The organism is Nocardioides hwasunensis (genome assembly GCF_014779665.1).
In the GTDB taxonomy this organism is placed as follows: Bacteria; Actinomycetota; Actinomycetes; order Propionibacteriales; family Nocardioidaceae; genus Nocardioides; species Nocardioides hwasunensis.
The window spans coordinates 205,954-228,337 of the sequence record NZ_JACXYY010000003.1 but is presented as its reverse complement, the minus strand read 5'-3'; the positions used below and the strand labels follow the sequence as shown (position 1 = coordinate 228,337).

23 protein-coding genes are annotated in these 22,384 nt (G+C 72.9%); 15 read left to right on the top strand and 8 right to left on the bottom strand.

All coding sequences use genetic code 11. The features are described from left to right. Positions 1-71 precede the first annotated feature (71 nt). From IEZ25_RS08225 to IEZ25_RS08215, 3 genes are read left to right on the top strand one after another with little or no spacing between them, the layout of a single operon-like run. Positions 72-494 (top strand): MarR family winged helix-turn-helix transcriptional regulator, encoded by a 423-nt coding sequence (locus IEZ25_RS08225; protein WP_318152110.1) that lies wholly within the window; start codon positions 72-74, stop codon positions 492-494. After that, positions 494-1,084 (top strand): dephospho-CoA kinase, encoded by a 591-nt coding sequence (coaE, locus tag IEZ25_RS08220; protein ID WP_318152153.1) that lies wholly within the window; start codon positions 494-496, stop codon positions 1,082-1,084. The genes IEZ25_RS08225 and coaE overlap by 1 nt, the downstream gene beginning before the upstream one ends. Positions 1,085-1,124: 40 nt before the next feature. Continuing rightward, entirely contained in the window at positions 1,125-2,450 is a 1,326-nt protein-coding gene (locus IEZ25_RS08215; RefSeq protein WP_191198925.1) for a glycoside hydrolase family 3 protein, read from the top strand. Between the two features lie 169 nt (positions 2,451-2,619). Here IEZ25_RS08215 and IEZ25_RS08210 read toward each other — a convergent pair whose 3' ends face one another. After that, entirely contained in the window at positions 2,620-3,582 is a 963-nt protein-coding gene (locus tag IEZ25_RS08210) for a sigma-70 family RNA polymerase sigma factor (RefSeq protein WP_191198924.1), read from the bottom strand. Positions 3,583-3,795: 213 nt separating this feature from the next. On the opposite strand from IEZ25_RS08210, the gene IEZ25_RS08205 reads away from it, so the two are divergent. The 3 genes from IEZ25_RS08205 (at position 3,796) to IEZ25_RS08195 (ending at position 6,366) form a co-directional block, all read left to right on the top strand. After that, positions 3,796-4,494: a LamB/YcsF family protein gene (locus IEZ25_RS08205; RefSeq protein ID WP_191199238.1), complete on the top strand. Its 699-nt coding sequence runs from the start codon at positions 3,796-3,798 to the stop codon at positions 4,492-4,494. Positions 4,495-4,906: 412 nt separating this feature from the next. Continuing rightward, positions 4,907-5,509: a 5-oxoprolinase subunit B family protein gene (locus IEZ25_RS08200; RefSeq protein ID WP_191198923.1), complete on the top strand. Its 603-nt coding sequence runs from the start codon at positions 4,907-4,909 to the stop codon at positions 5,507-5,509. Further along, positions 5,506-6,366 (top strand): 5-oxoprolinase subunit C family protein, encoded by an 861-nt coding sequence (locus IEZ25_RS08195; RefSeq protein ID WP_191198922.1) that lies wholly within the window; start codon positions 5,506-5,508, stop codon positions 6,364-6,366. The genes IEZ25_RS08200 and IEZ25_RS08195 overlap by 4 nt, the downstream gene beginning before the upstream one ends. 3 nt (positions 6,367-6,369) lie before the next feature. Here the strand turns inward: IEZ25_RS08195 and IEZ25_RS08190 are convergent, their stop codons facing one another. Then, positions 6,370-7,674: a DNA polymerase IV gene (locus tag IEZ25_RS08190; protein WP_191198921.1), complete on the bottom strand. Its 1,305-nt coding sequence runs from the start codon at positions 7,672-7,674 to the stop codon at positions 6,370-6,372. A 134-nt stretch (positions 7,675-7,808) separates the two neighbouring features. Here IEZ25_RS08190 and IEZ25_RS08185 point away from each other — a divergent pair, with 134 nt between their 5' ends. Continuing rightward, positions 7,809-8,813, top strand: coding sequence for a DUF4192 domain-containing protein (locus tag IEZ25_RS08185; protein ID WP_191198920.1), 1,005 nt, complete (start codon positions 7,809-7,811; stop codon positions 8,811-8,813). A 76-nt stretch (positions 8,814-8,889) separates the two neighbouring features. Beyond that, positions 8,890-10,353, top strand: coding sequence for a glutamate--cysteine ligase family protein (locus IEZ25_RS08180; protein WP_191198919.1), 1,464 nt, complete (start codon positions 8,890-8,892; stop codon positions 10,351-10,353). Positions 10,354-10,374: 21 nt separating this feature from the next. Here IEZ25_RS08180 and IEZ25_RS08175 read toward each other — a convergent pair whose 3' ends face one another. Further along, positions 10,375-10,827 (bottom strand): hypothetical protein, encoded by a 453-nt coding sequence (locus IEZ25_RS08175; protein ID WP_318152109.1) that lies wholly within the window; start codon positions 10,825-10,827, stop codon positions 10,375-10,377. Positions 10,828-10,951: 124 nt separating this feature from the next. Here IEZ25_RS08175 and IEZ25_RS08170 point away from each other — a divergent pair, with 124 nt between their 5' ends. The 6 genes from IEZ25_RS08170 to IEZ25_RS08145 all read left to right on the top strand — a co-directional run bounded on the left by IEZ25_RS08170 (position 10,952) and on the right by IEZ25_RS08145 (position 16,213). Next, positions 10,952-11,353 carry a universal stress protein gene (locus tag IEZ25_RS08170; RefSeq protein ID WP_191198918.1) on the top strand — a complete coding sequence of 134 codons (402 nt, stop codon included), beginning with the start codon at positions 10,952-10,954 and terminating at the stop codon, positions 11,351-11,353. 58 nt (positions 11,354-11,411) lie between these two features. Next, complete coding sequence (locus IEZ25_RS08165; protein ID WP_191198917.1) at positions 11,412-11,990, top strand: HhH-GPD-type base excision DNA repair protein; 579 nt, start codon at positions 11,412-11,414, stop codon at positions 11,988-11,990. 165 nt (positions 11,991-12,155) lie between these two features. Then, positions 12,156-13,622, top strand: a complete 1,467-nt coding sequence (locus IEZ25_RS08160) for an RNA polymerase sigma factor (protein WP_224748672.1) — start codon at positions 12,156-12,158, stop codon at positions 13,620-13,622. Positions 13,623-13,763: 141 nt separating this feature from the next. Next, complete coding sequence (locus tag IEZ25_RS08155; protein WP_191198915.1) at positions 13,764-14,237, top strand: BLUF domain-containing protein; 474 nt, start codon at positions 13,764-13,766, stop codon at positions 14,235-14,237. A gap of 93 nt (positions 14,238-14,330) precedes the next feature. Next, positions 14,331-15,611 carry an SGNH/GDSL hydrolase family protein gene (locus IEZ25_RS08150; RefSeq protein ID WP_191198914.1) on the top strand — a complete coding sequence of 427 codons (1,281 nt, stop codon included), beginning with the start codon at positions 14,331-14,333 and terminating at the stop codon, positions 15,609-15,611. Next, positions 15,608-16,213 carry a TetR/AcrR family transcriptional regulator gene (locus IEZ25_RS08145; RefSeq protein ID WP_191198913.1) on the top strand — a complete coding sequence of 202 codons (606 nt, stop codon included), beginning with the start codon at positions 15,608-15,610 and terminating at the stop codon, positions 16,211-16,213. Before IEZ25_RS08150 ends, IEZ25_RS08145 begins: the two co-directional genes overlap by 4 nt. 26 nt (positions 16,214-16,239) lie before the next feature. On the opposite strand, the gene IEZ25_RS08140 is transcribed toward IEZ25_RS08145, so the two are convergent. The 4 genes from IEZ25_RS08140 to IEZ25_RS08125 are packed head-to-tail and all read right to left on the bottom strand — an operon-like array spanning position 16,240 to position 20,078. Beyond that, a complete protein-coding gene (locus IEZ25_RS08140) occupies positions 16,240-17,013 on the bottom strand; it encodes an ABC transporter ATP-binding protein (RefSeq protein ID WP_191198912.1) in 774 nt (257 codons plus the stop codon). After that, positions 17,010-18,041 (bottom strand): FecCD family ABC transporter permease, encoded by a 1,032-nt coding sequence (locus IEZ25_RS08135; RefSeq protein WP_191198911.1) that lies wholly within the window; start codon positions 18,039-18,041, stop codon positions 17,010-17,012. Before IEZ25_RS08135 ends, IEZ25_RS08140 begins: the two co-directional genes overlap by 4 nt. Beyond that, a complete protein-coding gene (locus IEZ25_RS08130) occupies positions 18,038-19,060 on the bottom strand; it encodes a FecCD family ABC transporter permease (protein WP_191198910.1) in 1,023 nt (340 codons plus the stop codon). The genes IEZ25_RS08135 and IEZ25_RS08130 overlap by 4 nt, the downstream gene beginning before the upstream one ends. Continuing rightward, positions 19,050-20,078, bottom strand: coding sequence for an ABC transporter substrate-binding protein (locus IEZ25_RS08125; protein ID WP_191198909.1), 1,029 nt, complete (start codon positions 20,076-20,078; stop codon positions 19,050-19,052). Before IEZ25_RS08125 ends, IEZ25_RS08130 begins: the two co-directional genes overlap by 11 nt. A gap of 86 nt (positions 20,079-20,164) precedes the next feature. On the opposite strand from IEZ25_RS08125, the gene IEZ25_RS08120 reads away from it, so the two are divergent. Next, positions 20,165-21,208, top strand: a complete 1,044-nt coding sequence (locus tag IEZ25_RS08120) for a M28 family metallopeptidase (protein WP_224748671.1) — start codon at positions 20,165-20,167, stop codon at positions 21,206-21,208. A gap of 13 nt (positions 21,209-21,221) precedes the next feature. Here the strand turns inward: IEZ25_RS08120 and IEZ25_RS08115 are convergent, their stop codons facing one another. Continuing rightward, complete coding sequence (locus tag IEZ25_RS08115; RefSeq protein WP_191198908.1) at positions 21,222-22,352, bottom strand: CapA family protein; 1,131 nt, start codon at positions 22,350-22,352, stop codon at positions 21,222-21,224. Positions 22,353-22,384: the final 32 nt, after the last annotated feature.

Below are 22,384 nucleotides of genomic sequence, written 5' to 3'. Positions count from 1 at the left end.
GATCGAGGGACGAATAGTGTGAGGTAGCCTCACTATGAGGTAACAACCAGATGAGCCCTGGAGGTATTCCCGTGGAGGCAGGACCGCAGACCGGCGACCTGGTGATGGCCGTCGCGCGCCGCGTGCGCCGTGCGCACGTCGACGCGCTCGCCGACTGGGAGGTCACGCCGTCCCAGGCGCGGGCGCTGCGGGTGCTGGCGACATCGGGTGGCGGGATGCGGCCGTCGGTGCTGGCCGAGCACCTGCGCATCGCGCCGCGGTCGGCGACCGAGGTCGCCGACTCCCTCGAGGAGCGCGGCTGGGTCCGGCGCGAGCCCGACCCGACCGACCGCCGGGCGACGACGCTGATCCTCACCGGCGACGGTCTCGAGCTGGTGTCACAGATAGACGACGTACGGCGCGCGGCCTCCGAGCAGGTCCTCGACGTGCTCACGCCCGCCCAGCGTCGTACGCTCCACGAGATCCTGACCGTCGTCGTGGGGGAGGACCCGTGATCCGTGTCGGCCTGACCGGAGGCATCGCCTCGGGCAAGAGCACGGTCTCGGCGCTCCTCGCCGAGCACGGCGCCGTCGTCATCGACGCCGACCTGATCGCGCGCGAGGTGGTCGCCCGTGGCACGCCGGGCCTCGAGGCGGTCGTCGCGGAGTTCGGCGCCGACCTGCTCACGGCCGACGGCGACCTCGACCGCCCTGCCATGGGGCGCCTCGTCTTCGGCGATCCCGACGCCCGTCGTCGTCTCGAGTCGATCATCCACCCGCTGGTCCACCGGCGCAGTGCCGAGCTCGAGGCCGAGGCGGCCGACAGCGCGGTGGTCGTGCACGACATCCCGCTGCTGGCCGAGGGCGGCCGGGCGGGGTCGTTCGACGCGGTGGTCGTGGTCGACGTGCCGACCGAGGTCCAGGTCGCCCGGATGGTCGCCGACCGAGGGTGGAGCCGTGAGGACGCCGAGGCACGCATCGCCGCCCAGGCGACGCGCGAGGAGCGTCTCGCGATCGCCACCCACGTCGTCGACAACACGGGCACGCTCGAGGAGCTCCGCCGACGGGTGGCCGGGCTCCACGACGAGCTCGCGGGTCGTGCCTGACGTTTCCCGATCCTCGGGGTGCGGCCGGTAGCGTGCTGGCGTGCTCCCGATCCGCCCCCGCATGGCCGTGGTCGCAGCAGGAATCCTGCTGGTGAGCGGTTGCGCGAGCCTCGGCGCGGGTTCGGGTGAGGCGCCGGACGCAGGCCCGGCGACCACGGCGAGCACGTCGCCCGCCCCTCCGGAGCCGTCGGCCTCGTCGGCCGAGGCGCAGGAGGAGGACGACCCGAGCACCCCCAGCAGCTGGGGCCCGACGCTCGGCGAGATCGAGGAGGCCCAGCAGCTGGTCAGCGGCTGGACGCCCGACCAGCTCGCAGGTCAGGTGATCGTCGGACGCTTCCACGGCACGGACCCGCAGGTGCCCGCCCAGATGGTGCGCGACCTCCACCTCGCCGGTATCTCCGTCACCGCGGACAACGTCACCGACCACGACCAGGTCGTCGCGATGACGACGGCGATCTCCGAGGCCGCAGCCGACGACGGTCGTGCCTTCCCTCCGGTGATCGGCGTCGACCAGGAGGGCGGCTACGTCTCCCACCTGCGCGGCATCGCCACCGACTTCCCGCACTTCCAGTCCGCCGGGCTCGCGGTGCAGGCCGACGCCCGGGTGGGACGCCGCGTCACCCGCGCCGCGGCCCTGACGACCGGCCTCGAGCTGCGGGGGCTCGGCTTCACCTGGGTGTTCGCACCCGTCGCCGACGTCACCATCGGCGCAGCCGACCCCACCATCGGCGCGCGCTCGCCCTCGATGGACCCGAAGATCGCCGCCCAGGCGGTCGGAGCAGCGATCAAGGGATACGACGACGCCGGCATCGTGTCGACGGTCAAGCACTTCCCCGGGCACGGCACGGCCACGTCCGACAGCCACGACACGCTCCCGCAGGTGGACTCGTCGGTGGCCGAGATCGAGGAGCACGACCTGCCGCCCTTCGACTCGGCGATCAGGCACGCGGCGCCCGCGGTGATGCTGAGCCACCTCGACCTCACCTCGATCGCCCCGGGCGTGCCGGCCAGCATGGCCCCCGAGGTGTACTCGATGCTGCGCGACGACCTCGGCTTCGAGGGCGTCACCATCACCGACTCCCTCGGCATGGGTGCCGTCGGCGGCCGGCCCAAGCCGGCGCTCCAGGCGCTCCAGGCCGGCGCCGACCTGCTGCTGATGCCCGTGGACACCGCCACGACACACCAGATCGTGGTCGACGCGATCGCCAGTGGCGAGATCTCACGCGAGCGCGTCGAGGAGGCCGCGGCGCGCGTGGTCGCGGTGCAGATGTGGCAGGCGCGGCTTGCGGCGCAGCGGCCCGTCCCCGACGACGTGGTCGATCGGGCACGAGCGGCCAGCGCGGACCTGCTGGCCGCGGCGTACTGACCCTTGATCGGCCTCGATCACGCCTGACGTCATGGGGATCGGCCGTCCCGCCGACCGCGTCCCATGACGCTGGTGGCGGGCGTCATGGGAGGTGGCTGCTCCGCCGACCGCCGGACATGACGCAGCCGCTGGGCCCTGTCGGGTCCCAGCGGCTGCGGAGGTACGTCGCTCAGGCGGCGAGGTCGGGGTCGCCGGCGCGGCGCAGCTTCTGCAGCGCCTCCCGCTCGAGCTGGCGCACGCGCTCGGCGGAGATGCCGTGCTTGGCGCCGATGTCGGCGAGCTTGTGCTGGCGTCCGTCGGCCAGGCCGTAGCGGGCCCGGACGATGTCGGCCGACCGGTCGTCGAGGATCCCGACGAGGTCCTCGAGCCGCTGGCGTGCCTCGGCGTCGAGGACGTTGAGGTCGGGACCGGGCGCGGTCTCCTGGGCCATCAGGTCACCGAGCGAGGTGTCGCCGTCCTCGTCGACCGGGGTGTCGAGGGACACGTGGTCACGACCCCAGCTCATCAGGTCGAGGACACGGTCGATGTCCATGCCGAGCTCGGTGGCGATCTCCTGCGGCTCCGGGTCGCGGCCGAGCTGGCGCTCGAGCGTGCGGCGGGCGCTCCCGACCTGGTTGAGCTCCTCGACGACGTGGACGGGAAGCCGGACGACGCGGGCCTGCTGGGCGATGCCGCGCGTGATGGCCTGCCGGACCCACCAGGTGGCGTAGGTCGAGAACTTGTAGCCCTTGGTGTAGTCGAACTTCTCGACCGCTCGGATCAGGCCGGTGTTGCCCTCCTGGATCAGGTCCAGCATCGGCATCTGCGAGCGGCCGTACTTGCGGGCGATGGACACCACGAGGCGCAGGTTGGCCTCGATGAACCGGTCGACCGCGAGGTCGCCCTGCTCGGCGAGCCACTCGAGCTCGGCCTCGTTGGCGCTCATCGGGGCGCCGCCCTTGCGGCGACCGACGCGGCCGGTCTCGAGCAGGTGGCGGGCCAGCAGCCCCGCCTCGATGGTCTTGGACAGCTCGACCTCGGTCTCGGCGTCGAGCAGGGGTGTGCGGGCGATCTCGTCCAGGTAGAGCCCGACGCTGTCGCGGCCCTCGATCTCACGCGTAGTGGTGGTGCGCTTGGCCTGTGCAGTGCTCATGTGATCCTCCAACGTCTCGTGCGACCACCCCGTGCCGCACACCTTGTCCAACACCAGTGCTCGATGCGGTGTTCCCGCTTCGCCGTTCGGTGCCTTCACCTCCACTGACGACCCAGTCGTCCCGGGAGTTGCACGATTCAGGAACTCTCAGGGACTTCTCAGGGGGTTCCCCACGACACTGGTCCCATGCGCGGAACGCCCGAGACCGTCGTCCTGTCCACGGTGGACCTGAACGCCGACCTGGGGGAGGAGGTCACCGACGACGTCGGCCTCCTCGAGGTGGTCACCAGCGCCAACGTCGCGTGCGGCTTCCACGCAGGCAACGAGGACGTGATGCGGACGGCCTGCGCCGAGGCCGTACGCCGCGGGGTGAGCGTCGGCGCCCAGGTGTCCTACGACGACCGGGAGAACTTCGGGCGGGTGGCCCGCGACGTCCGGCCCGACGTGCTGCGTGACCAGGTGGCCCAGCAGGTCGGCGTGCTCGCCACGATCGCCGCGTCGGAGGGCGGGGCGGTGGCCTACCTGAAGCCGCACGGTGCGCTCTACCACCGGGTGGCGAGCGACGGCGAGCAGGCGCTCGCGGTGCTGGACGGGTCGGGCGACCTGCCGGTGCTGGGGATGCCGGGCTCGCTGCTGCTGAGGCACGCACGCGAGCGCGGGCGCGGAGTCCGCCTGGAGGGGTTCCCCGACCGCGGCTACTCCGACGACGGGGGGTTGCTGCCGCGCGACCGGCCGGGCGCGTTGGTGACCGACCCGGAGGTGATCGCCGCACGGGCGGTCGCGCTGGCGCGGGAGGTCGACTCGGTGTGCGTGCACGGAGACTCCCCGGGTGCGGTGGATGCCGCCCGCGCCGTCCGCCGCACCCTCGAGGCGGCCGGAGTCGGGCTTACCAGCTGCTGGACGTCGCCATGACGACGCGACCCTGTGGACGAGACGCTCGTTCCTGTGGAGCAGTGGACGACTTCTGTGGGTAACCCTGTGGGTCGGGAAGTTGACCGCGTCACCCTCTTGCGGAGGGTGACCCACGCCACATAGAACTCTCCTACCGGGACCGCTTCGGCGGGACCGGCGATCGGATCGGACGAACAGTCCCACTCGGCGACTTGCTCGCCGCGCAGGCCCGGTGACGGGGTCGGTGGGGACTGGGAAGACGGTGCGGTGGATCGGACGTCACGATGCCGATCACACGTGAGGGGCTCCTGATGCTCATACCATCGGGAGCCCCTCATCCATGTGCGCCCTCGAGCCTGCCAAGACCGGCCGGTGTCCGCAACCACGTCCCGGTGGACGGCGCGCGACGAGCGCGCGTCCTAGGGTCGTGCCCATGGTCGTGCCGCGCCTCGTTCCCGTCGGCACGCGGGCGTGCCTGGTCGAGGTCGAGGACGGCCCCGCCGCCGCGTCCCTGGCCGACTGGGCTCGCCGCACGGGGATCTCGGCAGAGGAGATCGTGCCCGCCGCCACGACGGTGCTCTTCGACGGTGTGGACCTGCCGGGCCTCGAGGCGGCGCTCGCGGGCTGGACGCGCGGTGCTGTGAGTGAGCCCGGCCCTGCGGTGACGGTGCCGGTGACCTACGACGGACCCGACCTCGCAGCCGTGGCGCAGCACTGGCGCTGCACCGTCGAGGACGTCGTGCGCGTCCACACCTCGCTCGAGCTCACCGCGGTCTTCAGCGGATTCGCTCCGGGCTTCTCCTACCTCTCCGGCCTGCCCGCCGAGCGGGCCGTGCCGCGCCTCGCCACGCCGCGCGCCCGCGTGGCGCGCGGCTCGGTGGCCCTCGCCGACACCTGGTGCGGCATCTACCCCAGCGCCTCGCCGGGTGGCTGGCTGGTGATCGGCTCGACGGACGCCGTCCTGTGGGACGCCGACCGGGACCCGCCCGCGCTGCTCGCTCCGGGCACGCGGGTGAGGTTCGAGGAGGCCGGGTGAACCGGGCGGCCGTCGAGGTGGTCGACCCGGGGCCGCTGTCGACGCTGCAAGACCTCGGCCGCACCGGCTGGGCCCACCTCGGGGTGCCGCGGGCCGGGGCGCTCGACCGGGGGGCGGCCGCGCTGGCGCGCCGGCTCGTCGGCGGCGCGGTCGACGACGCCGTCATCGAGACGACGCTCGGAGGAATCGTGCTGCGGACCCGTCGTGCCGTCACCCTGGCCGTGACCGGTGCCCCGTGCCCGGTGCGCGTCGACCGGCGCACGGTCGACCACGGCGCCGCCGTCACGGTGCCCGCCGGGGCCGAGGTGAGCGTCGGCGCTGCGACCTCCGGCGTCCGCTCCTACGTCGCACTCTCCGGCGGGATCGACGTCGAACCGGTTCTCGGCTCGCGGTCCACCGACACCCTCGCCTGGGTGGGTCCTGCTCGACTCGCGGCGGGTCACCTCCTGGCCGTCGGCTCGCCGCCCAGCCCGTCGGACCTGCCCGAGCCCCCGCCCGCGATCGTCGTACGACCTCGGGCGCGCGAGCTACGGCTGGTGCGGGGGCCTCGGGCCGACTGGTTGGGAGAGGGCTCCTGGCAGGCCCTCGACGGTGCGACGTACGTCGTTGGCGCGGACAGCGACCGGGTCGGGCTCCGCCTGGACGGTCCGCGGGTCGAGCGTCGCGGTGGCGAGCTGCCCAGCGAGGGCCTCGTCCTCGGCGGCGTGCAGCTGCCGCCGTCGGGGCAGCCGGTGGTGTTCCTCGCCGACCACCCGACCACGGGCGGGTATCCGGTCGTCGCCCTGCTGCTGGACGACGACCTCGACCTGTGCGCCCAGCTGCGGCCCGGCGACGAGGTCGCCCTGCGGACGATGTGAGGCTCAGTCCTCCGCGGGCGGCTCGAACCGGCGCAGGGCCGGGTCGTCGACCTTGAAGCTGCGCACCGGGCCCGGAGGCGTGTCGGCAGTCTCGAACCGGACCGTCACCACGCCCGACCCGGAGCCCCAGACCCAGCCCGCGCCCATCTCGTCGTGCACGACGTCGGCGCCCGGCGGCCACGCGCGCCGCGGCGGCTCGGGCAGTGTCACCTCCTCGGCGTCGTCCTCCTCGTCGGTCTCGCCGAACAAGTCCTCCTGGACCCAGTCGGCGAGGCCGGACACGCCGACGCCGAGCAGGCGTACGCCGCCGGTGGTGTCGAGGTCGGCGAGCAGGGACCGCGCGATGCGCCCGATCGTGCCGCCGTCGTCGGTGGGGCTGGACAGCGTGCTGGACCGGCTGAGGGTGGTGAAGTCGTAGAGCCGCACCTTGATGGTCACCGTGCGGCCGGAGTAGCCGCTCTTGCGCATCCGGGCGCCGACCTCCTTCGCCTGACGGGTCAGCAGGCCCTCCATCAGCCGGCGGTCGGTGAGGTCGGTGTCATAGGTGCCCTCGGCGCTGATCGACTTCGTCTCCCGCTCGGCCAGGACCGGGCGCGGGTCCTGCGCCCGCGCGAGCTGCCACAGGCCGTGGCCGTGGGCCTGGCCGAGGAGACGCACCAGCTCGTCCTCAGGGACGAGCTCGAGCTCGGCGATCGTGTGGATGCCGGCGCGTCGCAGCCGCTCGGTGGTGGCGGGCCCGACGCCGGGGATGACGGTGACCCGCATCGGTCGCAGGAGCTCGAGCTCGGTGCCCGGGGGTACGACCGTCATGCCGTCCGGCTTCTCCAGCTCGCTCGCGACCTTGGCGAGGAACTTCGAGGAGGCGATGCCGACGGTCGCGGTCAGGCCCCCGGTGACCTCCTGGACGCGCCGCCGCAGCTCCTCGCCCGCCGCGGTCACCGTCGCCACCTCGAGGTCGGGGAGGCCGGCGGCGGTGAGGTCGACGAACGCCTCGTCGAGCGACAGCGGCTCCACCAGGGGCGAGAGGTCACGCAGCACCTGCATGACCTTGCGGCTCGTGTCGCGATAGGCGTGGAACCGCCCGCTCAGGAACGCGGCGTGCGGGCAGCGGGCCCGCGCCTCGCGCCCCGACATCGCCGAGCCGACGCCGTACCGCCTGGCCTCGTAGGACGCTGTCGACACCACCCCGCGACCACCCGTGCCGCCGACGATGACCGGCTTGCCCCGCAGGGACGGCTTGTCGCGCTGCTCGACGGCGGCGAAGAAGGCGTCCAGGTCCAGGTGCAGGATCGACGCGGTGGTGCGCACCGTGCCATCCTCTCAGGCCCGTCAGGCCGATCGTGGGCCACCAGTCGTCCACAGACCCGTCCTCGCGGCGCTCCTCCACAGGCTCCGGAGGTGTGAGGCGTACGCCGTGGGTGCCCGCGGGAAGCGTCCCCGGCATGGAACCCACCGACCTGACACCCGACCTGACACCCGACCCGCCGCTCGACGGCCCGGCCACCCCGACCCTCATGCGGGCGAGGACGCCCGACGACATCGCCGCCTTCGTGCCGCTGGCGCTGGGCTTCGTGCCCGAGCGGTCGGTCGTGATGGTCAGCATCGGCGCAGGCGGGCTGCACGCCCGCGTCGACCTGCCCCACGACCCCGACGACGTCGACGACGTGGTCGAGGCGTTGCTGCGCCCGGCCCGGCGGCACCGGGTCGCCGAGGTGATCGTGGTGGTCTACGACGACGACACCACGGTCGCCGACGAGGCCGCGTGGGCGATCCACGAGGAGCTCACGTCCGCCGGGATCCTCGTGCACGAGCTGCTGCGCGTGCACGACTCCCACTGGTTCGCCGTGCTGCCCGGAGCGCCGCTCGCCGCCTACCGCGGGGTGCGGTTCACCCTCGACGAGCACCGGTTCACCGCGCAGTCCGTGCTCGACGGTCGCGTCACCCACGCCAGTCGCGAGGACCTGCGGGCGACGATCGCTCCGGACCGGGAGGCGATCGCCGCCACCGCGCCGCACCTCGGGGACGCCCGGCTGCTCCCGGCCGGGGCGCTGGCGGCCCTCGTGCGCCGACACGTCGAGCTCGGCACCTCCTTCTCCGCCGCCGAGCTCGCCTCCGTGGCACTCGCGGTCCGCTCCGGCGCGTCGCGCGACGAGGCATGGGTGTGGCTCGCCCGCCCCCAGGCGAGGCGCGCGGTCGACCTCTGGTCCGACGCCGTGCGCCGCCTGCCCTCGCCGCACGTCGCCGGTCCCGCGGCCGTGCTGGCGTTCTGTGCCTGGTTGCTCGGCGACGGTGCGCTCGCCTGGTGTGCCGTGGATCGGTGCCGGGACGCCGAGCCGTCGCACTCGCTGGCCGCCCTGGTGGACCAGCTGCTCGACACGGCCACGTCGCCCGACCAGTGGGAGCTGCTGCGGCCGCGCCTGGCTGCGAGTGGCGACCCGGCGGCCTGAGCGCGCTCGCGACCGGTGGCCGAGTTGCCCCCTCGGGGCGGTGTGCGCGGGGCCGCGCCGTGGCTAGGGTGCCGTCATGGGTGAAGAGGTCGAGCAGCAGGAGTTCAGCCGGGCCGACCGGACGCGTCACCGCGAGAAGGTGCGTCGCAACCTCGACGTGTTCGCGCGGATGCTGCGCGAGGCGGCGTTCGACACCGACGACCCGATGACCGGCCTCGAGATGGAGCTCAACCTCATCGACGACGCCGGTGACCCCGCCCTCAAGAACGCCGAGGTGCTGGAGGCGATCGCCGACCCCGACTTCCAGACCGAGCTGGGCCAGTTCAACATCGAGATCAACCTCGCGCCGGCGAAGCTTCGCGAAGGAGGCCTCTCGACGTTCGAGGACAGCCTGCGCCGCTCGCTCAACGACGCCGAGGAGAAGGCTGCCAAGGTCGGCGCGCACCAGGTGATGATCGGCATCCTGCCGACGCTCGCCGAGGGGCACATGACGCTCGCCTCGCTGAGCTCGAACCCCCGCTACAAGCTGCTCTCGGAGCAGATCCTCGCCGCGCGCGGCGAGGACATCACGATCAGCATCTCCGGGCGCGAGCGGCTCACCACGACCGCCGACTCGATCGTGCCCGAGGCCGCGTGCACCAGCACGCAGTTCCACGTGCAGACATCGCCCGACCAGTTCGCCAACTACTGGAACGCCGCCCAGGCGATCGCCGGCATCCAGGTCGCGGTCTCGGCGAACTCCCCGTTCCTGCTCGGCAAGGAGCTGTGGCGCGAGACCCGGATCCCGCTCTTCGAGCAGGCCACCGACACCCGCAGTGAGGAGCTGAAGGCGCAGGGGGTGCGGCCTCGGGTGTGGTTCGGCGAGCGGTGGATCACCTCGGTGTTCGACCTGTTCGAGGAGAACGTCCGCTACTTCCCGGCGCTCCTGCCGGTCACCGACGAGGAGGACCCGCTGGAGGTGCTCGAGTCCGGTGGCACGCCGACGCTGCCGGAGCTGCGGTTGCACAACGGCACGGTCTACCGCTGGAACCGTCCGGTCTACGACATCTCCCAGGGAGTGCCGCACCTGCGGGTCGAGAACCGGCTGCTCGCCGCAGGGCCCACCGTCGCCGACACCATCGCCAACGCCGCCCTGTGGTTCGGACTGGTTCGCTACCTCGCCGAGAGCGAGCGGCCGCTGTGGTCGCAGATGTCGTTCTCCGCGGCCGAGGAGAACTTCCACGTCGCTGCGCAGATGGGCGTCGACGCACAGGTCTACTGGCCCGGCATCGGCCAGGTGCGCGCGACCGAGCTGGTGCTGCGCCGGCTGCTGCCGATGGCTCGCGCCGGGCTCGACGCGTGGGGCGTGCCCGGTGAGGAGAGCGATCGCTACCTCGGGATCATCGAGCAGCGCTGCCTGTCCGAGACCAGCGGTGCCGCGTGGTTCGTCGAGCGGGTGCGCGAGCGTGGGGGAGGGGACCGCTACGACGCGCTGCGGGCCACCCTGCTCGACTATCGCGACCGGATGCACAGCAACGAGCCGGTGCACCTCTGGGACTGAGGCCCGAGCGGACGCCCGGGCCTAGTCGGTCCGGGGTCGCAGCCGGCGCCACTCCCGTCGTACGTCGCTGACCGGGTCGAACCAGCCGCGGCGGGTGACCACGACGAGGCCCGTCGGCGATCCCAGTGCCGAGCTCGCCCACCGGGCCGGGCCGAGCCACCGCAGGTCGGCGTCGTGCGGGCTCAGCTCACCGGGCCGGGTCAGCCACAGGCGCGGACGTTGCGTGAGCACCGCCGCCCTCCGGAGCATCGCGACCACGACGTCCGCGCGGAGGCCCACGTCGTACGACGGGTCGTCGCGGTGCCGGACGCTGCGTCCCGGCACACCGGCGTGCAGCACGACCGGGAACGTCCGGCCGCGCTCGGTCTCGACGAGCTCGAGGACTGCGGCCCGCAGGACGACGTGGGTGTGCCGGTCGATCGGAGCCTGCAGGCACGCCGGGTGTGCCGCGGAGATCGAGGGAGGAACGGCCACCGTGGCAGCCTGCCGCAGCGACGGCCGTCCCACGCGCCTCTCCACAGGCTGCCCAACGACCGCGGCATCCGTTACGGTGCCAGCAGGACCACGGCAGAGCGCCCGTGGCTCGAGAGGAGACACCATGGGCACCGTCGTCGTCGGATACGTCCCCAAGCCCGAGGGCGAGGCCGCCCTCGCCGCTGGCATCAACGAGGCGAAGCTGCGTGGCAGCAAGCTCGTGGTGGTCAACTCGCACCGGGGTGGCCAGGAGTTCGACGGCTCCGCCGCCCGCGCCGCGGAGGGTGAGCTCGAGACGATCAAGAGCACGCTCGAGGAGTCCGGGGTGGAGCACGACATCCGCCAGCTGGTGCGCGGCTTCGAGCCCGCGGAGGACCTGATCAGCATCGCCGAGGCCAACAACGCCGAGCTCCTCGTGATCGGCCTGCGACGCCGCTCGCCGGTCGGCAAGCTGATCCTCGGCAGCAACGCCCAGCGCGTCCTCCTCGACGCTCCCTGCCCGGTGCTCGCGGTCAAGGCCCAGTAGGGGCTCCACGCCCGCCCTGTCCGTAGGTCGTCGCGCCCGTCTGCGGCAAGATGGCCGCATGGGCTTCCAGATCACCGGCGACGCGGCCGCCGACAAGGTTCTCGACGACTCCTCCTTCGCCCTGCTGGCCGGCATGATGCTCGACCAGCAGTATCCGATGGAGCACGCGTTCCGTGGTCCTGCCAAGGTGCTGGACCGGTTCGGCACCTTCGAGCCCGAGGCGATCGCCGGCGCCGATCCCGAGGAGTTCGCCGCCATGGCATCCACGCCTCCGGCGATCCACCGGTTCCCCGGCTCGATGGCGGCGCGACTCCAGGAGATCGCGAAGATCGTCGAGGACACCTACGGCGGAGACGCCTCGCGCCTGTGGACCGAGGCTGCCGACGGCAAGGACCTGCTCAAGCGGGTGATGGCGCTGCCGGGCTTCGGCAAGCAGAAGGCCCAGATCTTCGTGGCGCTGCTGGCCAAGCAGCTCGACGTACGCCCCGAGGGCTGGGAGGCCGTGGTGGGCGACTACGCCCTCGACGGCCACCGCTCCGTCGCCGACGTGGTCGACGCCGAGTCGCTGCAGAAGGTGCGCGACTTCAAGAAGCAGAAGAAGGCCGCGGCGAAGGCGTCGGCACCGCCGGCTCCCTAGCTCGCGACGGCGCTCCACGTCGCCGAGACGCGGTAGTTCGCGCACCGGGTGACGGGCGTGTGGGACACCGTGGCAGAATGACCACGCGGCTCTTGACGTCACCGGGCCTCGCCGCGCCCCGATGTAGTTCGACGAGAGGTGTTCGTGTCTTCACACGCACGGAAGTTGCTCCCAGCAGAGGTGCTGACGCACCCCTCCATCGCCACCCTGGTCGCCCATGGCGCACCCACCGGCACCGTGTCCCCCGAGGACGTACGACGGGCCAGTGACGAGGCCGGCGTCGAGCCGAGGCACCTCAAGGCCCTCCTCGTGCACCTGAGCGGCCTCGGCATCTCGGTGCACGTCGACGCCGCGAGCCTGCGTGCGGTCGCCGCGACCAGCAAGCGCACCGCCACGTCGGCTGCCGCCAAGAAGGCCCCGGCCAAGAAGGCCGCGGCCACCACGGCCGAGCCTCCTGCCAAGAAGGCGGCCGCGAAGAAGGCCACCGCGAAGAAGGCGAGCAGCGCGAGCGCCGGCGGCGACGACGAGGTCGTCGACCTCGGTGAGGTCGCCGCGCCGATCGTCGGCCCCGACGGCAAGAAGATCCTGCCCGACATCCCCGACGCCGAGTTCGAGAAGGACGTCGCCAAGGACCCGACGATCAAGGAGGACGAGAAGCAGGCCTTCACCGTCTCCGCGGCCGACGAGACCGACGAGCCCGAGCAGCAGGTCATGGTGGCGGGCGCCACCGCCGACCCGGTCAAGGACTACCTCAAGCAGATCGGCAAGGTCCCGCTGCTCAACGCCGAGATGGAGGTCGAGCTCGCCAAGCGGATCGAGGCGGGCCTCTTCTCCGAGGAGAAGCTGGCCAAGGGCGGACGGATCAGCCCGAAGATGCTCGAGGAGTACGAGTGGATCTCGGAGGACGGCCGTCGCGCCAAGAACCACCTCCTCGAGGCCAACCTCCGACTCGTCGTCTCGCTGGCCAAGCGCTACACCGGTCGCGGCATGCTGTTCCTCGACCTGATCCAGGAGGGCAACCTCGGGCTGATCCGCGCGGTCGAGAAGTTCGACTACACCAAGGGCTACAAGTTCTCGACCTACGCCACCTGGTGGATCCGTCAGGCGATCACCCGCGCCATGGCCGACCAGGCCCGCACCATCCGCATCCCGGTGCACATGGTCGAGGTCATCAACAAGCTCGCCCGCGTCCAGCGCCAGATGCTCCAGGACCTGGGCCGCGAGCCCACCCCGGAGGAGCTGGCCAAGGAGCTCGACATGACCCCGGAGAAGGTCATCGAGGTCCAGAAGTACGGTCGCGAGCCCATCTCGCTCCACACGCCTCTCGGCGAGGACGGCGACTCCGAGTTCGGTGACCTGATCGAGGACTCCGAGGCGATCGTCCCGGCCGACGCGGTCTCGTTCACCCTCCTGCAGGAGCAGCTGCACGCGGTCCTCGACACGCTGTCGGAGCGCGAGGCGGGCGTGGTCTCGATGCGCTTCGGCCTGACCGACGGTCAGCCGAAGACCCTCGACGAGATCGGCAAGGTCTACGGCGTGACCCGCGAGCGGATCCGCCAGATCGAGTCGAAGACGATGTCGAAGCTGCGTCACCCGAGCCGCTCTCAGGTCCTGCGCGACTACCTGGACTGAGGTCCCGCGCAACCCGCGCACCAGCACCACGAGCCACCCGGTCGCCACACGGCGCCGGGTGGTTCGTGCGTACGGGAGGCGTACGGGGCCGGAGGGGCTGCTGTGGCCAGGGCGTGGGCGAGCCAGCCGTAACCTCGCCTCGTGACCGCGCCCGCCCCCGAGTCCGACGACACCTCGCGCGGCGGACTCGTCTCGCTCACCTACCTCAGCTCGGCCGTCGAGCCGTGGCCGGACGCGGAGCTGCGCGCGCTGCTCAGGCGGGCGCGGGCGACCAACGAGGCCATCGACATCACCGGGATGCTGCTCTATGCCGGGGGCAACTTCATCCAGACGCTGGAGGGTCCCTCGGACGCGGTCGACCGGGTCATGGACCGGGTGCTCGAGGACTCGCGCCACGGCGGGGTGTTCATCGTCCGGCGCGACGACATCGCGGAGCGGATCTTCGCCGGCTGGGCGATGGGCTTCCGCTCGACGAGCGTGGAGGAGGCCGACGAGATCCCGGGCTTCACCGACTACCTCCGCACCGGGCGGATCAGTGGTGCGGCCGAGCGCCGCTCCGCCGCGCTGACCTTCCACCGGGTGTTCCGCTCGAGGATCACCGACATCCACTCGTGACCCTCTCGTGCCTCGGGCCCTTGACGTCGTCGCCGCCCGGGAGCAGGATCGAAACGCGAATCCACTTTCGCGTTTCCTTCTCGGGAGGCTCACATGCTCGGACGACCCCTGCGCACGCCGGTGGCACTCGCCAGCGCGCTGCTGCTCACGACGGCCGCTGCGGCGGCCCTGACCCTGGCACCACCGGCGCAGGCCGATCCGCTGCCGCCGACGGCCGTGGCGATGGGCGACAGCTTCATCAGCGGTGAGGGGGCCGGCGGCTACGTCGCCGTGACGGACCAGGACGGGGTGTCGCGTGACTTCCCGGGCTGGGACGCCGACAACAGCAACCCCTACTTCTGCCACCGATCGGCCAGCGCCTCGATCCAGGTCGCCGACCTGCCCGGGATCTCCCAGCGGGTGAACCTCGCGTGCTCGGGCGCCCAGCCCGCCGACATGGCGCAGGCCTCCAGCGCGCGTCCCGCGGGGCGCACGGTCGCCGCCCAGATCGACCAGCTGCGCACGGTCGCGCAGACCGGCGACATCGACCTCGTCCTGCTGGGTCTCGGATCCAACAACAGCCAGTTCACCTTCGGCGGGGTCGCCGCGGAGTGCGCCGGACGGTTCGTCGCCGACGGCTACACCGGGTGGTGGGAGGTGTGGATCCACTTCATCAACTGGGTCACCGGCGCCGAGCTCAACGAGCGCCCGTGCGCCGACGGTGACTTCGCCTCGGCCGCCCAGCTCGAGGCCGCTCAGGCCGAGACCACCGCCGCGGTGCGCCAGGTGCTCGACGTGCTCGACGAGATCGACCCCGACGGCGAGCACCGCGTCGTCCTGCAGGACTACACGAACCCGTTGCCCGACACGTTCGCCGAGGACTACCTCAGCGAGAACGGTCGCAGCGACACCCGCGACAAGTACCGTCCGCTCGTCGACGAGAGGTACGCCGCCGGCTGCCCGACCCACGTCGCCTCGCTGGCCCCGGCGCACCGGTTCAGCGAGAACCTCGGTGGACTGGTCTCCGGCGTCGCCTCGACGCTGCAGGCCGAGCGCCCGGACGCGGACATCACCTACCTCAACGTCCAGCACGCCTTCGACGGCGCGCGGCTGTGCGAGAACGCCGGCAGTCCGGGCAACGCGCTGGCCACCCCGCTGCGCGTGATGGACGGCCCCAGCGGCACCCACGTGGAGAGCTTCGGTCCCTACGACAAGCTCGACATCAAGCGCGTCACCGACACCTGCTCGGACTACTACCAGACCTGCCAGGAGTCGTGGCACCCCAACACGGCGGGCCACCAGGTCCTCGGCCGCTGCCTCTCCGGGGCGTGGCTCGGCGCGGCAGCCAGGCTGTCGTGCACGCGTACGTCGGCGGGCGACGTGCAGGTGCAGTGACCACGTCCACCCGGCGTGGCCCCCAGCAGGTGCGGTCGCAGGAGACGGTCGAGCGGATCCTCGAGGCGGCCGACCAGGAGATCGGTGAGCGCGGCCTCGCCGGCGCCAGCACCACCCGCATCGCGGCGCGGGCCGGGCTGTCGGTGGGGGCGCTCTACCGGTTCTTCGACGACAAGGCGGCCATCGCCGACGCTCTCGCGGTCCGCTACCTCGAGGCGGTCACCCCGGCGTACGCCGACGCTGTGGCCGAGGTGTCGTCGGTGGCGGACCTCGAGACGGTGCTGGGGGAGCTGGTGCGCCGCGCCGCGGAGCTCCAGGTGCTGCACCCGGGCTACTACCGGCTGACCGAGGAGGCCGCACCCGAACGCGGCGACTCACCGGCCCACGCGGTGCGCGAGCACCTGATCGGACTCTTCGCCCAGGCGCTGCGCGGGGCGGGCGTCGGCACCGGCGAGGGGGAGCTGCACGCGGTCGTGGACCTCTGCATCGAGACCGTCCGCCACACCCTGGCCCGCCACCCGGTCGGCGACCCGGCGCGCGGCGCGACGCTCCGCGAGGTGGAGCGGATGCTGCGTGCCTACCTCACCTCCCGGCTGCGCTGAGCGGTCGTCGAGGGGGTCTCGGGCTGTCAGAGCGGGACGACGAGCGGGGTGCCGGCCACCGGGTCGGGCACCACCATGCTCCGCAGGCCGAAGACCTCCTCCACCAGCTCGGCGGTCACCACGTCGCCCGGCGCGCCCTGGGCGACGATGCGTCCGTCCGACATGGCGATCATGTGGTCGGAGAAGCGCGCGGCCAGGTTGAGCTCGTGGAGCACGACGACGATGGTCTTGCCGCTGCGGGCGTTGAGGTCGCGCAGCAGGCGCAGCAGCTCGACCTGGTGGTTGAGGTCGAGGTAGGTCGTCGGCTCGTCGAGCAGGAGCACTTCGGTCTGCTGGGCCAGGGCCATGGCGACCCACACCCGCTGGCGCTGCCCGCCGGAGAGCTCGCGCAGGGGCCGGCCGACGAGGTCCTGCGAGCCGGTCGCGTCGAGGGCGTCGGCCACCGCGGCCTCGTCCTCCTCCGTCCAGCGCCGGAACCAGCCCTGGTGCGGGTGCCGGCCACGCCCGACGAGGTCGCCGACGGTGATGCCGTCCGGCGCGACGGGTGTCTGCGGCAGCACGCCGAGCACCCGGGCGACCTCGAGCGTGGAGAGGTCGTCGAGCGGCCGGTCGTCGAGGAGCACCACGCCGGAGCGTGGCCGGAGCAGCCGGGCGAGGCCGCGCAGCAGCGTCGACTTGCCGCACGCGTTGGCGCCGACGACCGTGGTCACCTTGCCCTCGAGGATCTCGACGTCGAGCCGGTCGACGACGACCCGGTCGTCGTAGCCCAGCGTGAGCCCCTGTGCGGCGAGCTTGGTCATCCGCCCTGCCCTTCCCGGTTGGCGGTGGCGAGGAGCCACACGAGGTACGGCGCCCCGAGGGCACCGGTGACGACACCGGTGGGCAGCGCCACCGGCAGGAGCTGGGTCGCGACCAGGTCGGCGCCCAGGAGCAGCGCGGCGCCCACGAGGGCAGCGGGGAGGATCCCGCCGGCTGCGGGGCCGAGCAGCCGCTGGGCCAACGGGCCCGCCACCAGGGCGACGAAGGCGATCGGCCCGGCCACCGCCGTGGCGAGCGCGATCAGCAGCACGGCGAGGCTGATGAGTCCGACCTTGGCCAGCTCGGTGCGACCGCCGAGCCCGCGGGCGGTGTCGTCGCCGAGCTCGAGCAGCCGCAGCTGGCGCTGGAGCAGGACGGCCAGGGGGAGCAGCACGACGAGCGACGCCGCGAGCGCGTACTGCTGGGCGTCGTCCGCTCGCCCGACGGTGCCGGTCAGCCAGTGGATGGCCTCGCGGGCGTCGAAGACGGTGGCGCGGGTGAGGAGGTAGCCCGTGATGCCCTCGAAGGTGGCGGCCACACCGATCCCGATGAGGATGAAGCGATAGCCGCTGATGCCGTCGCGCCAGGCGAGGACGTACATCAGCAGCGAACCGACGATCGCCCCGCCCAGGGCCAGGAAGCAGGTGACGAGGCTGGTGGTGCCCCAGAGCACGATGCCCGCCACGGCAGCCACCGAGGCGCCGGCCGAGACGCCGACGAAGTCGGGGGACGCCAGCGGGTTGCGCAGCAGCTGCTGGAAGATCGTCCCCGAGGCGCCGAGGGCCGCGCCCACGCACAGGGCGGACACGGCCACCGGCAGGCGCAGGTCGCGCACGATGAAGTCGACCGCCGGGTCGTCGACCAGGTGCGTGACCGAGCCGAACACCTCGCCCAGGCTCAGCCGGAAGCTGCCGACCAGGAGGGTCACGACGAACAACCCGAGCGCGAGGCCCGTCAGCGAGAGGGTGACCGCGGTCGCGCGCACGCGCCGCGAGCGGCGTACGTCGCGGAGCTGGTCGAGGGTGGTCACAGCTCGGCCAGCCTTCCCCAGCGGACGACCGCGATGAAGGCGGGTGCGCCGAGCACGCAGAGCAGCACCCCGACCTGCACCTCGCCGGGGCGCGCCACCAGCCGGCCGACGACGTCGGCCAGCAGCAGCACGACCGGGCCGAGCGCCAGCGAGTAGGGGAGGATCCACCGGTAGTCGGGCCCGCAGACGAAGCGCGCGACGTGGGGGATCACCAGGCCGACGAACACGATCGGCCCGCAGGCGGCCGTCGCGGCGCCGGCCAGCACGGTCACGACCGCGAAGGTGGCCCACCGCGCGCGTCGTACGTCGATGCCCAGCCCGCGCGCGGTGTCCTCGCCCAGCGCGAGCCCGTTGAGCGTGCGACCGCAGGCGAGAGCGGCGACCGTGCCGAGCAGGAGGAAGGGCGCGACGCCGAGCACCACCGGCTCGTAGCGGCCGGCGAGCGAGCCGACCTGCCAGAAGCGGATCTGGTCGAGCACGTCGGTGCGCGTCACCATGACCGCGCTCGTCACCGACGCGAAGCCCGCCGTGACCGCGACACCCGCGAGTGCGAGCTTCACCGGCGTCGCGCCCTCCCGGCCCATCGAGGCGATCGTGTAGACGATCACGGTGGCGACCAGGGCGCCCGCCATGCCGAACCACACGTAGCCCTGCACGTGCGTGATCCCGAGCCAGGCGATCGCGACGACCACGAACAGCGCCGCGCCGGCGTTGATGCCCATGATGCCCGGGTCGGCGAGCGGGTTGCGGGTGACGCCCTGGAGCACGGCACCGGCCAGACCGAGCGCGGCGCCGACGAGGATCCCGAGGATGGTCCGGGGCACGCGGAGCTCGAGCGTGACGGTGCCGTCCATGGTGTCGCCTGCCTGCAGGGTGAGCAGCGCGCGCATGGCGTCGGCGAACGCGATGTCGCGCGAGCCCTGGGTCAGGCTGACGAAGGCCAGCGCGACGACCAGGGCGAGGAGCGCGACGAGCCCCGCCGCCAGGAGCGGGGCCCGTCGCCGGGACTCAGTCCCCAACGGTGCCGTCGGCGTCGCGGATCGCCTCCGTCAGCTGCTCGAGCTGGTCGGCGTAGTCGCCGTAGGTGTGCAGCCAGAACGCCGGCCACGACGCGACGGCTCCTGCCTCGGCGGCCTTGATGGAGAACCAGGTCGGCTGCTGCTCGCCGTAGTCGGCGTTGAGCTCGGCGACGTTGTCGAGGTCGTCGCGGTCGTCCCAGAGGATCAGGTCGGGCTGGTACTTGTCGGCGTTCTCCATGCTCAGCGTCTCCCAGTAGGGGAAGTCCGGGTCAGGAGTCTCGGGCGCCTTGAGGTCCAGCCCCCAGGCGATGAAGTCGAGCAGCTCGGGGGCGAACTCGGGGTTGGCGACGTAGACCTTGTCCTCGTAGGGCGACATCGCGTAGACGCTCAGGTCGTCCCGTGAGGTGGCGACCTCCTCGAACTCGGCGCGCACCTCCTCGAAGCGCTCCTTGTCCGCGGCGATCTCGGCGTCGTCGACGTCCGCGCCGAGGCTCTTCGCGAGGTCCTCGTAGCCCTCGGCGAGAGCGAGGATCGACTCGCCCTGGGTCGCGCCGACCATCGGGGCGAGCTCGGCGATCTTCTTGCTCGTGGCCTCGACGCCGTTCTCGACCCCGGAGTGCGCCTCCTCGGCGGGCCACCAGTCGGCCACGATGAGGTCCGGGCGCAGGGAGGCGGCCTTCTCGACGTCGATCTTGCCCCACTCCTCGCCGATGATCTCGATGCCGTCGAGGTCGAGGTCGCGCAGGTTCGGGTCGGAGTCGACCGACTCGTCGGCGTAGATCGCGACCGGCTCGATCCCGAACGACATGAGCGCGCGGGCCGCGCCGGCGTGGGCGATGATCCGGGTGGGGGTCTCGTCGAGCGTGACCTCCTCGCCCGAGCCGTCGGTGAACGACCACGGGCCGCTCGGGGCGTCGGCGCCCGAGGCGGGCTCGGCCTCGGAGGAGCCCCCGCACGCGCTGAGGGGGAGCGCCAGGGAGGCGGCGACGAGCGCGGCGGATCGGATTCTGCTGGTCATGGTGAGCGTCCCTTTCCGGACTGTGAGTTAGGCAAGGCTAACCAACACTGGAGGATCGTGGTGACGAGGGCTGGCAATCTGGACGCATGAGCCGCCGACCGCTGCCCGCCCCGCCGACCACCGGCAGGGTCGCTGTGGCGCCGGCGATGCTGACGCTCGTCCTGGCACTCGGCGCCTGCTCGGACGACAGCGCTCGCCCGGCGCCGGCTCCCTCCTCGCCGTCCCTCACGCCGACCAGCCAGCCCCCGACGACGGAGGGCACGCCGGGGAGCACCTCCCGGCCGAGCCCGTCGATGAGCTCCGAACCGGTCGCGCCCGGCGACCTCGACCGGTCCACCGCGGTGCGCACCGTCCGGCACCTCGCCGGGCGCATCGGCCCGCGCGAGGCCACGGGACCGTCGTTCCGGCGCGCCGCGGACTGGGTGTCCGACCGCTTCGCCGCGATGGGGTACGACGTCTCGCGCCAGCGCATCGACGTGCCCGCGGGCGTGTCGTGGCAGGGGGCCCCGCTCGCCGCCGGCCGCTCGGCCAACCTCGTCGCCACTCCCACCGGCTTCGACACGTCGGCGCCGCACCTGGTCGTGGGCGCGCACCTCGACACCGTCTCGCAGGCTCCGGGTGCCGAGGACAACGCCTCGGGCGTGGGGGTGGTGCTGGCGGTCGCCGAGGCGGTCGCGGACCGGCGTACGCGCCTGCCGGTCGTGTTCGTCGCGTTCGGCGCGGAGGAGCCCCGGGGACCTGGGGACGACCTGCACCACTTCGGCTCGCGGGAGTACGTCGCCTCGCTCACCCCGGCCGAGCGTCGAGCGGTGCGGGGAATGGTGTCGCTGGACCGGGTCGGGGTCGGCACGGTCGTCCCGGTCGGCTCCGCGGCGGAGTCCGACCCCGTGCAGCAGGACCTGCTGGCGGCTGCTCGTCGGGTCGGCGTGCCCACGGTGCCGGAGGCCGACGAGAGGAGCAGCGACCACTGGTCGTTCGTGAAGGCGGGCATGCCCGCCGCACGGCTGGGCTCGACGCCCTACGCCGGCTACCACTCGGCGCAGGACGTCCCCGCCGTGGTGTCGCCCGGCCAGCTCGAGCGGGTGGGGCGGACCGTGATCGCCTGGCTCGCGCCGCGGGGCTCAGGCTAGGCCGACGGTCGAGCTAGCGGCGCAGCCCGGCACAGGCCCGCAGCGCCTCCCGCTCGGCCGCGAACCGCTCGGCTGCCTCGCCCGTCGAACGAGCCGCCAGCCCGTCGGCGCCGATGGCGGCGGGCCACCAGCGAGCCCGGGTGACACGCGCCCTCCCGGGGCGTTCGTCGGGCGGTCGGACGGTCAGGGTGAGCACGCCCGTCGGGCCGGGGGAGTACCAGGCGAAGTTTCCCAGTCCGTAGGCGACGTAGCCCTGGCCGAGCCGTCCGTCGCCCTGCAGCCGGTGGGCGTGCGTCCCGACCACGACGTCGGCGCCTGCCCGGACGAGGCGACGGGCCAGCGACCGCTGGTCGGGGCTCGGGCAGCGCTCGCCCTGCACGCCCCAGTGGAGGTAGGCCACGGCGACGTCGGCGTCGCGGTCGGCACGGCGTACGCCGGCGAGCAGGCGCGTCGGGTCGAGCGCGTCGGCGATCCCGGCGCGATCGTCGGTCGCCGCCCACGAGCCGGTCGGGTCGGCGGTGGGGTCCTGGTCGGCGAGCGAGGCGCTGATCGTGGCGACGACGGTGCCGTCGACGTCGGTGAGGGACGGACGGAAGGCCGCCTCGGCGTCGCGGCCGATGCCGATGACGGTGAGCGGCCGCTGGGTGCCCGCAGCGGCCCCGATCGCGCGGAAGGTGCTCGGCAGCCGCTCACGGCCGAAGTCGAGGGCGTGGTTGTTGGCCATCGTGGCGACGTCGATGCCCGCCGCTGCCAGCGCGGTCAGCGCCTCGGGACCGGCCGAGAAGGTGAAGCGCTTGGTGGGGTCGGGTCGGCCGCCGGTGCCGACCGACGTCTCGAGGTTGGCCACGGCGAGGTCGGCGCCGGCGAGTGCGCGGGTGGCGGTCGCCAGGGCGGTCCTCGGATCGCGCAGGCGGTCGGCGAGGACGCCCTCGAAGTGGATGTCGCCCGCGAACGCGATCCGGACGGGGCGCCGCGGCTCCGCGGTCGTGGCCGGGAGCTCGGGTGCCGTCGTGGACGTCGGCGTCGGGGCGGGCCGACCGGCGGGCCCCTGCGTCGTGGTGCAGGCGACCGCCACGAGCAGCGCGGCGAGCAGCGCGGCGACCCGGGCCGGGCGGCGTACCCACCTCGCGCCGGCGTCCGTCATGGCGCCATGGTGCCACCGCAGTGGTCCAGCAT